At 53.4% G+C, this 14998-nt stretch carries 10 protein-coding genes; 8 read left to right on the forward strand and 2 right to left on the reverse strand.

Translation table 11 applies throughout. The features are described from left to right. The first annotated feature begins 53 nt into the window (after nt 1-53). The 5 genes from A3848_RS01705 (at nt 54) to A3848_RS01725 (ending at nt 10735) form a co-directional block, all read left to right on the forward strand. Complete coding sequence (locus tag A3848_RS01705) at nt 54-6689, forward strand: chitobiase/beta-hexosaminidase C-terminal domain-containing protein (protein ID WP_074083210.1); 6636 nt, start codon at nt 54-56, stop codon at nt 6687-6689. A gap of 212 nt (nt 6690-6901) precedes the next feature. Next, on the forward strand, nt 6902-7570 hold the full coding sequence (locus A3848_RS01710) for a YjgB family protein (RefSeq protein ID WP_074083211.1): 669 nt from the start codon (nt 6902-6904) through the stop codon (nt 7568-7570). Between the two features lie 45 nt (nt 7571-7615). After that, nucleotides 7616-8770, forward strand: coding sequence for a winged helix-turn-helix domain-containing protein (locus tag A3848_RS01715; RefSeq protein ID WP_074083212.1), 1155 nt, complete (start codon nt 7616-7618; stop codon nt 8768-8770). 83 nt (nt 8771-8853) lie between these two features. After that, nucleotides 8854-10131, forward strand: a complete 1278-nt coding sequence (locus A3848_RS01720) for an MFS transporter (RefSeq protein WP_074083213.1) — start codon at nt 8854-8856, stop codon at nt 10129-10131. Between the two features lie 25 nt (nt 10132-10156). Next, nucleotides 10157-10735, forward strand: a complete 579-nt coding sequence (locus tag A3848_RS01725; protein ID WP_074083214.1) for a histidine phosphatase family protein — start codon at nt 10157-10159, stop codon at nt 10733-10735. Nucleotides 10736-10921: 186 nt separating this feature from the next. On the opposite strand, the gene A3848_RS01730 is transcribed toward A3848_RS01725, so the two are convergent. Both A3848_RS01730 and A3848_RS01735 read right to left on the reverse strand, forming a co-directional pair. Beyond that, nucleotides 10922-11701, reverse strand: a complete 780-nt coding sequence (locus tag A3848_RS01730; protein WP_083606951.1) for a TatD family hydrolase — start codon at nt 11699-11701, stop codon at nt 10922-10924. A 4-nt stretch (nt 11702-11705) separates the two neighbouring features. Continuing rightward, nucleotides 11706-12839 (reverse strand): stalk domain-containing protein, encoded by a 1134-nt coding sequence (locus tag A3848_RS01735; protein ID WP_074083216.1) that lies wholly within the window; start codon nt 12837-12839, stop codon nt 11706-11708. Between the two features lie 204 nt (nt 12840-13043). Here A3848_RS01735 and A3848_RS01740 point away from each other — a divergent pair, with 204 nt between their 5' ends. The 3 genes from A3848_RS01740 (at nt 13044) to A3848_RS01750 (ending at nt 14970) form a co-directional block, all read left to right on the forward strand. Continuing rightward, entirely contained in the window at nt 13044-13460 is a 417-nt protein-coding gene (locus A3848_RS01740; RefSeq protein ID WP_074083217.1) for a MarR family winged helix-turn-helix transcriptional regulator, read from the forward strand. A gap of 177 nt (nt 13461-13637) precedes the next feature. Further along, nucleotides 13638-14222, forward strand: coding sequence for a sigma-70 family RNA polymerase sigma factor (locus tag A3848_RS01745; protein ID WP_074083218.1), 585 nt, complete (start codon nt 13638-13640; stop codon nt 14220-14222). Next, nucleotides 14212-14970 carry a DUF3600 domain-containing protein gene (locus A3848_RS01750; RefSeq protein ID WP_074083219.1) on the forward strand — a complete coding sequence of 253 codons (759 nt, stop codon included), beginning with the start codon at nt 14212-14214 and terminating at the stop codon, nt 14968-14970. Before A3848_RS01745 ends, A3848_RS01750 begins: the two co-directional genes overlap by 11 nt. Nucleotides 14971-14998: the final 28 nt, after the last annotated feature.

Below are 14998 nucleotides of genomic sequence, written 5' to 3' on the forward strand. Positions count from 1 at the left end.
AAGCCTATATGCCCATTCATCTTAGAACGATTAAATTATTGGAGGCAGCGATTATGAAAATAAGGACCAAAAGGTCGAGTTATTCACTATTTGGTGTGCTTTTGCTTGGAATGGCAGTGTTCTTCTGCTTACGCCCGGTACATCTGTATGCTGCGGGTCCGGCGCCAGACAGTTTTACAACCTCCAGCTATACCAGCTTGCCTTCAAATGCAATGACTGGTATGGCCTACGGCAACAATGTGTATATCGCAGTCGGCTACTACGGGGCCATTATCAAATCGACAGATGCGGAAACCTGGGTGAATGTGAAAACCAAAGCTGACATTAACTATGCAGGAGTGGCGGCTCCCGATTCTTTTACTTTTAACGGGGCAGCTTATGGAAACGGATTATTTGTTGTTACGGGAAGTGAAGGGGTTATTCTGACCTCGCCGGACGGCAACAACTGGACCCAGCGCACCTCCAATGTCACATTTGGCATTTCGGGTGTTGAATTTCTCACTTTTAATGGGAACAGTGCTTTCTACGCGACAACACAAGGGAAGCTGCTTACCTCAGCGGACGGGATCAGTTGGACTTCTCTCGTTCCTACAGGGATTGACCCCACGGCATACGTAACCAGAGTGACTGTAGGGAATAGCGGCACCAAATTGGCCGTAGGGGTATCAAACGGAAAAATCTACTCTACGATTAACGGCTCCACCTGGACCTGGACGCAGCCGTCTACCGCGGCAGGAGCATCCTCTGGTACCAACATGCTGTCCTGGATGAACGGCCGTTACTATATTTCAGATCCTAATGCCTATCTCTGGACCTCTACGGATCTCTCCACGTATACGCTGATGGGACTTCCTTTTAAGCAGAATGCCTCACAATACAACAATCAGATGTTTAACGGGTTTTATGATGGTACGAAGGTCTACTTGTTCGGTTATGAATCTCCAAACTATGGAGCAGTGTACACATCGACGAACGGAACCACATGGACCATGCAGCCGTTCAAAAATTATTTTGTTACGCAGAACCCGCGTTTTCTGAACGGGAAATATTTTCGCTTGGGCAATGAAGGAATGATGGTTTCCTCAGATGGGGTGGATTGGCGCTATAAATGGGGAGGCGCTTTTACTGAGATTGTTCATGGCAGCGGATCACAGTATATTGCTGTTGGGAAAATGGGCAGCGACGGGGCGATCTGGAACTCGGCTGACCTTGCGAACTGGAACCAGGTAACACTGTCCTCAAGGGTGGCCGGATTCTCGGCGGCGGCATACGGTAATAACACCTATGTGGCGATTGGCGAGGCCAATCAGACAAGCACTACGCTGGCTACCTCGACGGACGGATCTGCCTGGACGCTGCAAAGCAGCTTGAATGATTCGACAGCTATAACGGACATTGCTTTTGGGAATGGGAAATTCGTTGCGGTCGGTTCAAGTGCGGGAGCTCCCAAAATAAAAACGTCGGCGGACGGTATCACCTGGCATGAGCCTACCCTGCCTGCGCAATCGATAGATGCGGTGTATTCCATTGCATATACGAATAATCAATTTATTGCTTTGGGGTACGGCTATGATAACCAAGGTAATATAGATGCATCCAGCATTTGGACTTCGGCGGATGGGGAGACTTGGACGAATCGTTCAGGAGCTTATCCTAACCAGACGGATGTCCTGAGTAATGTTCTGTATGACGGAAGCAAATATGTTCTGACTGGTTATAACTCTAGCACGTATGAGGTGTTCTCACGTACCAGTGATGATCTCACCTCTTGGAGCTCACCAACAATGACGGGTTTGTCCACCTTTTACTCAACCTCAGCTATGATGGGGCAAAAGGGCAACAACCTCTACATGCTGGCTTATGGCAGTAACAATGTTCCGGTGGTATATTTCACGGATGATCACGGTTCGACCTGGCAGGATGCCGGTGTGGACTTGTCCTCCATTGATCCGAATGCAATCTATTCGCTGATGGAGGCGAATGGCAGAGTGGTTCTCTCCGGGAACTCACAGTTGGTTATGACGACAACGGGAACCATGGCGCAGGTAGGTGCTCCGGCAGCAAGCCCAGTCGGAGGCGCAGTAGCGTCAGGCACGACAGTGGCGCTGAGCACCGCCACCAGCGGAGCAGCGATCCACTACACGCTGGACGGCAGTACGCCGACCAGTGCCAGCGCGGTATATAGCGGCGCGATCCCGGTGACGGGCGCGGTGACGATTAAGGCCATCGCCGTGAAAGCGGGGATGACGGACAGCGCGGTAATGAGCGAAGCTTATACGATTATGGCGCAAGCGGCTGCACCATCCGCCAATCCGGCGGGAGGCGCAGTAGCGTCAGGAACGACAGTGGCGTTGAGCACTGCCACTAGCGGAGCAGCAATCCACTACACGCTGGACGGCAGCACGCCGACCAGTGCCAGCGCGGTATATAGCGGCGCGATCCCGGTGACGGGTGCGGTGACGATTAAGGCCATCGCCGTGAAAGCGGGGATGACAGACAGTGCGGTAATGAGCGAAGCTTACACGATTATGGCGCAAGCGGCTGCACCATCCGCCAATCCGGCGGGAGGCGCAGTAGCGTCAGGAACGACAGTGGCGCTGAGCACCACCACTAGCGGAGCAGCGATCCACTACACGCTGGACGGCAGCACGCCGACCAGTGCCAGTGCGGTATATAGCGGCGCGATCCCGGTGACGGGCGCGGTGACGATTAAGGCCATCGCCGTGAAAGCGGGGATGACAGACAGTGCGGTAATGAGCGAAGCTTACACGATTATGGCGCAAGCGGCTGCACCATCCGCCAATCCGGCGGGAGGCGCAGTAGCGTCAGGAACGACAGTGGCGCTGAGCACCGCCACCAGCGGAGCAGCGATTTACTATACGCTGGATGGCAGCACGCCGACCAGTGCCAGCGCGGTGTATAGCGGCGCGATCCCGGTGACGGGCGCGGTGACGATTAAGGCCATCGCCGTGAAGGCGGGGATGACAGACAGTGCGGTAATGAGCGAAGCTTACACGATTATGGCACAAGCGGCTGCACCATCCGCCAATCCGGCGGGAGGCGCAGTAGCGTCAGGCACGACAGTGGCGCTGAGCACCACAACTAGCGGAGCAGCGATCCACTACACGCTGGACGGCAGCACGCCAACCAGTGCTAGCGCGGTATATAGCGGCGCGATCCCGGTGACGGGCGCGGTGACAATTAAGGCCATCGCCGTGAAGGCGGGGATGACGGACAGCGCGGTAATGAGCGAAGCTTACACGATTATGGCACAAGCGGCTGCACCATCCGCCAATCCGGCGGGAGGCGCAGTAGCGTCAGGCACGACAGTGGCGCTGAGCACCACAACGAGTGGAGCGGCGATCCACTATACGCTGGACGGCAGCACGCCGACCAGTGCCAGCGCGGTATATAGCGGGGCGATCCCGGTGACGGGCGCGGTGACGATTAAGGCCATCGCCGTGAAGGCGGGGATGACGGACAGCGCGGTAATGAGCGAAGCTTACACGATCATGGCGCAAGCGGCTGCACCATCCGCCAGTCCGGCGGGAGGCGCAGTAGCGTCAGGCACGACAGTGGCGTTGAGCACTGCCACTAGCGGAGCAGCAATCCACTACACGCTGGACGGCAGTACGCCGACTAGTGCAAGTGCGGTGTATAGCGGGGCGATCCCGGTGACGGGCGCGGTGACGATTAAGGCCATCGCCGTGAAAGCGGGGATGACGGACAGTGCGGTAATGAGCGAAGCTTACACGATTATGGCACAAGCGGCTGCACCATCCGCCAATCCGGCGGGAGGCGCAGTAGCGTCAGGCACGACAGTGGCGCTGAGCACCACAACTAGCGGAGCAGCGATCCACTACACGCTGGATGGCAGCACGCCGACCAGTGCAAGTGCCGTATATAGCGGCGCGATCCCGGTGACGGGCGCGGTGACGATTAAGGCCATCGCCGTGAAAGCGGGGATGACGGACAGCGCGGTAATGAGCGAAGCGTACACGATCATGGCGCAAGCGGCTGCACCATCCGCCAATCCGGCGGGAGGCGCAGTAGCGTCAGGCACGACAGTGGCGCTGAGCACCGCCACCAGCGGAGCAGCGATCCACTACACGCTGGACGGCAGCACGCCAACCAGTGCCAGCGCGGTATATAGCGGCGCGATCCCGGTGACGGGCGCGGTGACGATTAAGGCCATCGCCGTGAAGGCGGGGATGACGGACAGTGCGGTAATGGGCGAAGCTTACACGATCATGGCGCAAGCGGCTGCACCATCCGCCAATCCGGCGGGAGGCGCAGTAGCGTCAGGCACGACAGTGGCGCTGAGCACCGCCACCAGCGGAGCAGCGATTTACTATACGCTGGATGGCAGCACGCCGACCAGTGCCAGCGCGGTGTATAGCGGCGCGATCCCGGTGACGGGCGCGGTGACGATTAAGGCCATCGCCGTGAAGGCGGGGATGACAGACAGTGCGGTAATGAGCGAAGCTTATACGATCATGGCAGCACCGAACAGCATAATTAGTCCGGTCAGTGCCGCTTTTGACAAAAAACAGACCCAACAGGCCGATCTGGCCGTTGAACTGACTCTGAATGGCAATACGTTCACCGGAATCTCCAACGGGATAGCCAACCTTACTTTGGGAACGGATTACACGCTGTCCGGTAGTACGGTAACGATTGCCAAGGAATACCTTGCTGCTATGGCTACAGGTACAACGAACTTAACCTTCAGATTTAGCGCAGGCGCAGTTCAGAATTTAGAAATTACAGTAACCGATACAACGGTTCCTGTTCCCGGTGTACCTTTACTGCAATCCGCAGTTTTCGGTAATGCTCAGGTGCAGTTGATCTGGACGCCGGTAGAGGGTGCATCAGGGTACAAGATTTTCCAAAGACTGGCTGATTCGGCATATGGCAGTGAAGTCGATACCGTCAGCGGTTCAGTCTACGGCTATAATGCGGTGAATCTATTAAATGGAACGACCTATTATTTTGTGGTCAAAGCAACCAATGCGGAAGGTGATAGTGCGGCCTCCAACGAACGGAGCGCCACTCCAAAAACAGTTCCAGGGGCTCCGGCCAATGTAACAGCAGTATCCGGTAATGGGCAAGCGATCATTTCCTTCACGGCGCCTGAGACAAACGGAGGCAGCCCGATTACAGGGTATGAGATTACCTCCTCGCCGGGGAATATTGTAGCTAATGGAACTGCAAGTCCCATTACAGTCACGGGACTTACCAATGGAACGACTTATACTTTTACGGTAAAAGCGGTCAACAGCGCAGGCAGCAGCACGGCCTCAGCCTTATCGAATGCCGTAATGCCAATCGCTCCATCCAGCGGAGGGGGAGACCCTTCGCCTGCTGTACCAACACCAACACCAACGCCAACACCAACACCAACATCAATGTCAATACCAACAGCGGCACCAGCCCCCACCGGTTTTGACATTCTTGTAAATGGCAAGGTGGAGAGCGCCGGAACAGTATCCACTGCCACAGTAAATGGACAGACGGCCTTGACCGTAGCCATTGATCAGGTCAAGCTGGAAGAGAAACTCGCGGTGGAAGGGCAGGGTGCTGTAATTACAATTCCGGTAAACCTGAAATCGGATATTGTTATTGGCGAGTTGAATGGTCAAATGATTAAGAATATGGAGAATAAGCAAGCGGTATTAGAGTTGAAGAGTGGAACGGCAACCTATACCCTGCCTGCTGGGCAAATCAATATTGATGCAATCTCAAGTCAGCTCGGAACTACAGTTGCTCTTGAGGATATTAAAATCAAAATTGAAATTGCTACTCCTGCAGCGGATACATTAAGAATAGTAGGGAATTCGGCTGTTCAAGGCGGATTCACGTTAGTTGCACCTCCGCTCAATTTTGTGGTGCGGGCAGAGTATGATGGTAAAACCATTGAAATCTCCAAATTTAACGCCTATGTAGAACGGGAAATGGCTCTTCCGGAGGGTGTGGATCCGAAGAAGATTACAACAGCCATCGTGGTTGAGCCGGATGGATCGGTGAGACACGTACCTACTAAGGTCACAACGATTGACCAAAAGTATTTTGCCAAGGTGAACAGCTTAACCAACAGTACCTATTCCATTATCTGGAATCCACTGGAATTCAAGGATATGGCCGGACACTGGGCTAAAGATATCGTCAATAACATGGGTTCACGGAAGATCATTGACGGTACAGAAGAGGGGATATTTACTCCCGATGCGGATATCACACGCGCTGAATTCGCTGCAATCATCGTACGCGGACTTGGACTGAAGCTGGAAAACAGCACAGCTCCATTTACGGATGTGAAGGCAGGGGCTTGGTACAGTAGTGTGGTCCAAACCGCCTATGCATACAATCTAATCACTGGATTCGAAGACGGCAGCTTCCGTCCGGCAGACAAGATTACCCGGGAGCAAGCGATGACCATCATAGCTAAGGCGATGAAGATCACCGCATTGAAAGACAAACTTCCGGCTCAAACCGCAACTGAGCTGTTAAGCCCGTTCAAGGATGCCGGCATTGTCTCGCAGTGGGCAGTGAACAGTGCTGCGGATAGTATTCAGGCAGGTATCGTCTCCGGACGCAGTGCCTCCCAGTTGTCTCCTCAAGCTTATGTTACAAGAGCCGAGGTTGCTGCTATGATCCAAAGATTGCTGCAAAAGTCCAATTTGATCTAGATAAAATCACCTTGCGCCTCCCGAGCTGCCCAGCAGCCGGGAGGCGCTTTTTTTTCCTGAATATATGTTTCTTGCTATAAATCAAGGACGGCAAAGCCGTTTCCACTGGGTCATCCGGCAATACCCACCGCTGCAACCTTTACGGATTGTCACCCGTCAGAATGAACAGATTGATCTCAGAGAGAACAGACAACCCAAGGAGATGATACTGCATGAACACTTCATTCAAAGCAACAGCCGGAATCCTAATACTAACTGGTATATTGGGGCTTTCCGCCTGCAGCTCCTCCAATAATGACGCAGCTAACGCCACCCCGGAAGCTACGGCAATTTCACAACCGGAGGCAAGCAGCTCGCCTGCGCCTTCCACAGAACCGTCGAAAGTACCGTCTGCGGCTTCGCCAAATGCTGCAGGCGGAGGCAGCGAATCAGCCTCTTCACCAGAGGACAGCAGCAAGCTGCTTGAAGAGCTTTTACAGCTGGCACAGCAAGGCAAAGTACCAGGTGTGGAATATGCTGCACACACCGGGTTAATTGACGAGGTGGAAGCGGCCTGGGGCGAGCCCGATACGAAGGAGTCGGCGGGTAAAGGCATCTATTCAACATACAGTAAGAAGCATGTGGTCTTCGGCTTCAATAAGGGCAGCAAGATCTTTGACGTCCGTTCCAGTGCTGCCGATCTGCAGAAGCTGACACTGAAGCAGATTGAAGCAGTGCTCGGCACACCGGATCATACCACGGTCAATGGCAGCGATAAAATCTACATTTACCAGGCAGGCAAGCAATACGATCTCAAGTTCATCATTCCAGACGCTTCCAGCACGGTGGATCATATTTCTGTATTTTCTGAACAGGATTCGATTAACAATATGGCCGGATAAGCTATAATACCTCCATGGACTTATCCTTGGAAAAGAGGTTCGGCTATGCAACTTGAATTAGACGGGAGCGAATACACCGTCACAGCAGGCGGGATTACGATCACGCTGCTGCCCAAGGAATTCGCTCTTCTGCAATTTCTGTACCGCAACCGTGGGCGTACGTTCAGCCGGGAGCAGCTGCTGGATCATGTATGGCCATTGGAGTACCCGGTAGAACGGACAGTGGATGACCATATCTACCGGCTGCGCAAAAAGCTGGCCGTCCTGAGCGGCCTGGGCATTCGGACTGTCCGGGGGTTCGGGTACAGTCTGACTCTGCCGGGAACTCCAGCCGGCGTAATGATCAATCCCACAACGAATGATTTGGAGCTGCGCGAAACCATGCGCGGTGTATTCTCCAAGTTTCATGTATACGGCCAAGGCAAATCCATGCTGACATTGGCGCGCCAGCAGGACATTCTTGGGTTTGAGCTGGACCCGGAATATTCGATGGTCATTCACTTTGTACAGGGAGATTTGGATTGGCTGTTGCACACGGAAGAAGTTCCGCTCAAGGACCGGCTGTTTTATTTGCTGCTGTACCACTTTTTCTCTGGTGATCCCAAGGAGAGACTTGCGTATTGCGAGCAGATCATTGAACGGCAGCTGCTGTACCCTGAATATCAGCTGGAGCTGGAAATCCTCACGATTCTGGACTTGTTCACTCTTGCGGGACAACCGGAGCGGGCCGTGGAGCGTTTGGAACATTCATATCAGGTCATTGCTGAGCTTGGTTATGAAAATTTCATTCCCGTGACCTTGATTACGGAACTTTTTGTGCATCTCGTGGCGGGAACCGGGGATGACAAGCTTAACCGGGTGGACGAAGCGATTGCAGCTGTCCTTCAGGAGAAGCCCTTTCTACGGGAGATTGGTAGCTATAAAGTGGTAAAGGGACTTTGGAGCTTACGGCTGGAACATTGGCAGGAATCTGAGAATCTGCTGGATGAGGGCTTGCAGGTACTGGAGATGTCAGAATTCGTTCCGCTGAGGCTCTACGCATTATACCGGATTGTCCATTTCTGCCGTATGTTCCCGCCCTCCAAAAAACTGCAGCGTAAATATGAAGACTTGTTCGCGCTGGAGCTGGAGCAATCCGGGTTAAACCGGATGGAGAAGCCTTTGGAGCACCTGATGCAGCAATTGCTCAAATCCCTCTGATTATTCTCTGACAATTCCCCGTTACAGTTAGATCATGAATGATCCTGTTCCATGATTCTAAATGTAACCTGGAGGAATGACAGATGGAAACTTCTCTGAAGCAGGGGAACAGCCTGCTGCACAACAAAGTATACATGCGCGTGTACAGCGCTTTCGCCACAGCAACTTTTGGTGACTGGTTCGATACACTGGCGATTCAGGTTCTCGTCGGCTACCGCTGGCAGGCCAGTCCGCTAATGCTGGCACTGATTCCGGTAGCCATGGCGCTGCCAAGCGTTCTGCTCGGCTCTGTGGCCGGGGTCGCTGCCGACCGCCTGAACAAGCTGAAGCTGATGCGCATGTGCGATCTGCTTACCGCGATCCTGACCGTACTGGTGTTGTTCGCACCCGGTATGGTGTGGCTGCTGCCGCTGCTGGTGCTGCGATCTTCGATTTCCACGCTGAACGTTCCGGCTCAGCAGTCCATGACCCGCAGTATTGTCAGAGAGGATCAGCTGCTTCAGGCCACCTCTCTGAACGGTATCGTGAACCAGGGCTCCAAAATCGCCGGTCCCCTGCTTGGCGGTGTTGCGCTTACGCTGCTCAGTCCGCATTGGTGTATTTTGCTGAATGCCGTATTTCGGGTAGGCTCCTATTTGCTTCTCCTCTCGGTCAAAAACATCCCTACAGAAGGTGAACTCCCGGCTGCACAGACGCAGGCGGAGAGAGTTCCAATGGGTATGATGTGGAAAGAGGGCTGGAGCTTTATGCTGCGCAGCCGCCTGCTGCTGCATACGATGTTATTTGGACTTGCCGGCGCTCTGGCGATTCAGATCATTGATTTCCAGTTCACCAGCCTGTTCCGGGTGATCTCACCGGTGAATGAATCCCTGCTGGGCTGGATGGTGGCCGCCTCCGGCGTAGGTGCCGTAGCTGTCATTCTGCTTCTGGGTAAGTTGAAACCGGGAACACGTTATGGTCTGAGACTGGGTACGGGTTATGTGCTGATCGGCGGATCGGTTGGGGGTCTCGGACTACTACAGCCGGGCGCTTCTGCGCTTTGGGTGTTGTTGTTCGGCTTCGTACTGGGGATTGGGAATGGAACCTTTTTCGTGACCTTCAATTACTGCCTGCAAAAAGAAACCCCGCCCCACATGACCGGCCGTATCTTCGGCATTCAGAGCACCATCCTCGGGGTGGTGATGATTGCGGCGCCTCTGCTGGGAGGGCTACTGGTCCAAATGGCCGGGCCTGGCCGTATCTTCTTGGATTTTGGCGTCGTTCAAGTGCTGCTCGGGCTCGCCGGTATCCTCTTTGGCCGGTTACTTTGGCCTGAGGCCAAGCCGGAGCGGGGACAGACAGCAGTGGAGCATAGTTCTTAACATATCTCATTTACAGGAGGGTCCAATGACAACTTACATTTATATGGTTCGGCATGGAGATTCGCTCAAAACCTCGGGCAATGAAAGATCTCGCGTATTGTCCCCTCAGGGTGAGAAGGATGCGCGTAGAGTAACGGAACGGTTGCTGAACGAAGGCATACATACGCTATACAGCAGTCCCTATGTCAGAGCAGTGGATACAATTGCCGGACTGGCTAAGGTACTAGGCCAAGAAGTCCATAGGATTGAGGATTTAAAAGAAAAATGCTGGACGGTTGACGACCGTACGCTGCAGGACCCGGAACTATATCCATATCTGGAGCGGATGTTCGAGGAGCCGGATTTTGTATTGGAGGGTGGCGGAGAGTCCAATCGGGTCTGTAAAGACCGGGCCGTAAAGGCGCTGAAGGCGATTCTGCGGAATCACCCGGACGAGCGGATTGTTATCGGTACTCACGGCATGGTGATGACGCTGATGATGAATGAGTTTGCCGGAGAATATGGGTTGGATTTTTTGATGCAGACCACCAAGCCGGATATTTACTGTATGGAAATTATAGACGGACTACTGACTCATGTGGAGAGACTGCCCCTTAACGACTGAAGTGCAGTTCCCTGAATTTGTGAAGCCGTTCAACGAATATCAGCAGCAACCACTACCTTGCCCCGGACGCTGGTTTATGTCTAAATGAAGCGGGAGCAGCGGCTGCTGAATGAAGACTTTATTTTGTCATGAATCTTGTTGACGGTTTGATGAGAACGTCGAAGGGGGGCCATTGAGCCGCCAAGGCTACAGCTGATAAAAGCGTGCCGTATTGGCGGTCAGCATCGCCTTCGCCTGATCGGCGGAATATCCATGGAGCGTTGCCCAGGCTGCTGCAACGTCATGAACCATTGCCGGATGGGTAGGATGTCCGGCAAAAGGGCCTTCGAACAACCAAGGACCATCCGTCTCGGCCATGACCAGCCCCGGCGGATAGCGCCGTGCGAGTGCCTGAATCTCCGGCTCATATACAATATCCGGTGTGAAGGAGATGTGGTAACCCCGTTCAATCATGCGAAGAACCGCTTCTTCCGGACCCTTGAACCAATGAAAATGAGCTCTCGTGATGCCGTGCTTCTCCAGCAAATCACAGGCGGTCACGGCATCCTCATAGACGGCATGCAGGATTACCGGCTTGTCCAGCCGGGCAGCCAGAGCAAGCTGCTCATCCAGAAGCCGCATATAAGGCTCCACTTCGAAAGCTTCACCGCGCTCCAGCGCTTCCGCTCTTGAATAGTAGGGAAGCCCGATCTCGCCTATAGCCACCATATTTTCCGCGTGCTGACTGATCCACAGTATTAGCGCGGCTAGCTCTTCTTCCGCCGGTACCGGCTGCTCGGGATGGAAACCGTAGGCCGGTTTCACCCGGCCCGGATACCGCGTAGCGATATCCTGTGTGCGGATGCAGGAGTCCAGATTCATTGAGACGGCAACCAGCGAGTGGAGGTTATGCTCCGGAAGCCCATGCAGCATGGTTTCCAGTTCTGAATCTGTATATTGCTCAAGGTGAATATGGGCATCAATCATTGGTTCACTGCTCCTTTTCCACATACTGCTTCGTAGTATCGTAGGGTTCAAAACGGATCGAGTCCAGGTTCAATCCTCCACTGCCTGCTTTGTAATCCAGCATCAATGTCCCCATACTCTCCTCAATTCCAGCATTTACACTGGTTTCTGCCTTCAGCTTACCATTTGCCACTTGATAATGAGTAACTGCCCCGATCCCAACCTGTGTGCCAAAATGGTTCAGACCGCCATCCCCGGCACGGCCGGGAAGCCTCAAGGTCACCTTCGATGGAGCAGGGCCGGCAAGCTCAAGCCGGACCACAACATCGCCATTGTCGAGCAAGATCTTGGAGGTGACAGCTGCCGAAGCAACCTTTTCTGCTGCCGGTACCGCAAGCTCCTTCCACTCTTCCGGCTTGACCACATGGACCCCCTCCAGGGAAATTCCGGTTCCTGTGCCAAGGCTGAATACCACTGTAGCTTCCGGTTTTCCGTCGTTATCCACATCGGCATAGTAAAGCACCGGAGGGTAAGACCCAAGTCTGGGAGCTTCCCATTTGAAACTGTGCTTTCTGCCATTCACCTCGAGGATAAACCCTTTATAGGTACTGCCATCCTTCCGGGCCGCATACAGCTTGACCTTGCCGGAAGTGCCAGCTGCGACCGCCAATGGTTCAGCGGGAACCCGCACGGATGTACTGACATCTCCAGACGTAATGGATACTGCACTACCAGAGGCTGTTAGCTTGGCTTCGGCCCCAGTTAATGAAGACACCGCACCAGCAGAAATATACACATGCCCCTCCTTCAGAAGGACAGGCCCTTCAAGGCTGTCTTCATAACCGCCGTCAGTCTGCGTATATTGAACCTGCATGGCTGAACGGCCGGGTGAAAGAATCGTACGGGAGCTGTTATCGGTTAGGGTGAGCTTTTTACGTGTATTATCCCATTTCAATTCAACCGGATAATATTCCAGCAGCACTCTTGCGGGAACATACAGGATCTCCCCGGAATGAAACGGATGAAGCTTGGGCAGAACAGGTTGGCCGTCTACAGACAGGGTGAGTGGTGCGGCGGCGGATATTGAATCTATAGTTGGAGCTGCCGCACATCCGGCAATTAGCAGGGCGAGGGCGGAAGCGGTCAGTATTTTTTTCACAGAATAACCTCCAGAGTCTAAAAGTTCCAATCTATTCAATTATACTGTAAATGATCCGCCCGGGGGCCACGATCCGTTAACAATAAGAAGTCAGGACTGTTACGTTTGGGCGGTGGGCAGCAAAGGATACGATGGATTCGCGCTTGGGTGTGCCGGATACAGGAGGGGCTTGACACTTTTTTTGTATAAACTTACCATGGGAGAATGAATGAGAATAATATCTTGGCGGCCATCGGCCGAATTCACCGGCGCGGGAACAAGTTCATTGAACGGGAGCTCAAAAAACATAATATTCATGGAATTGCCCCTTCACACGGGGATATTTTGTTTCAGCTGTTTGCCCGGGAAAACATTACGATGAACCAGTTATCCTGCTCAATCGACAAGGACAAGTCTACGATAACGGCATTGGTTGACAAATTAGTACGGTTTGATTATGTGAAACGGGAACAAGACCCGTTGGATGGACGGATACATCGCCTGTCGCTTACACCTAAAGGCCGGGAGCTCCAGCCCATCTTCGAAGAAATATCAGTAACGCTTCTTGATGCAGTCTATACGGAGTTTGTACCGGAGGAGAAACAGCAGCTGCTTGCTTTACTGGAGAAGATTAAGCTGTGATAACTTCCGAATGGATCACCTGAAAATAGGCATACACGAGAGCAGTCGGGCCTTCCATTTATGGAGGGTCCTATTTGTTTTCAGTTGTGGTCCCGTATAATGAATCCTAAAAATAAATCGAACGATCTGAGCGTTTCCTTCCAATACATAGTGTAAGCCTGAAGGAGGGGAAGACAGATGGAAGAGCAAACCGAATACTCGCAGCTCATAGCGCGCACGCTGGCCGGCAGCCGTGAAGCCTATGGGGAGTTGTATGAAGCGACTGTTCGCGATGTCTACCGGACTGTGCGTTTCCTCGTTTCCGAGCCTTCCGATGCGGACGATGTGGTGCAGGATATCTATCTCGAGCTGCACCGCTCGCTGGAGCAGTATGATGGGACCCGGGCGTTTAAGCCTTGGCTGATGGGACTGGTGATGCGGCAGGTTCAAGCTTATCGGAGGAAAGGCTGGAGACAGCTCCGGATCACAAAGAAAGCGGAGCACACTGCCTCAATCCCGGATGCTGATTTTGCCGGTGAAGTCATAGACAGGCTGTCCAGCCATATGCTCATGGATAAGGTGAACAGTCTGCCATACAAGCTGAGGCAGGTCATTGTTCTGCACTATTTGCAGGAATATTCCCAGGAAGAGGCCGCAGCAATCCTCGGCATTCCGCTGGGGACTGTCAAATCCCGCATTCATGCTGCATTGCAGAAGCTGCGCCGGAAACAAAAGGCTGACACCATTAGAATAGGGAAGGTGGAGGAGATGCATGAGTCTTGAAGAGAACCTGCGGCGGACGCTGCAAGCAGAAACCGAAGGCTGGAGCGCCCCACCGGAACTGAAGGGGAAGATTCTGAATGGGATTTCACCCGGACAAGGGGGCAGACGCATGAAGAAATGGCTCGTAGCTACGATAATAGCGGCATCGCTGATCATCCCGACCGGAGTCTATGCCGGATACAATTACTTGGCTGATTCCGTATATGGTTCACAGGACAACTATATTCAAAACGGCGGCACCCTTGAGCAGTATGACCAGCTTGAAGCCAAGCTCCAGCAGGCGAAGCAGAGCCTGAGTAAGGAGGATTTCCAAAGTCTGACCCGTTTGCTGCATGAGATTGGCGGCTTCAATCTGCAGATTACCGATGCGGCAGGAGTACTTCATCCCGAGAAGCTGAGTGCTGCGGATCAGGAGCGGTATCACAAGCTGGCGGCAGAGCTTGAGCCCTATTTCAGCAAATTGGTAAATACCGGGGCACCGCAGCAACCGCTGAAGCAGATGGACTCCGATACGTTCTGGGAACAGCAGCTTGCCAAGGCGAAGCAGACCTTCAGCGGTAAAGAGCTGGCCAAGTTCCAGCAATTAATCAGTGAATTTAACCTCCTTAATGCCAAAGCAACGGACCCGGATGGCAGTACTCATCCGGAACGGTTTACCAAGGCTGACCTGAACAATCAGTCCCGGTTGACCGAGGAGCTGAACCCTTATCTGAAGAAGCTGGGTATCATGCTCAAGCCAATCCAGTAATAGGCTTAAGGCTGCCCGGCTAGAGGCG

Source organism: Paenibacillus sp. P32E (assembly GCF_001909085.1).
Taxonomy (GTDB): domain Bacteria; phylum Bacillota; class Bacilli; order Paenibacillales; family Paenibacillaceae; genus Paenibacillus_AQ; species Paenibacillus_AQ helianthi.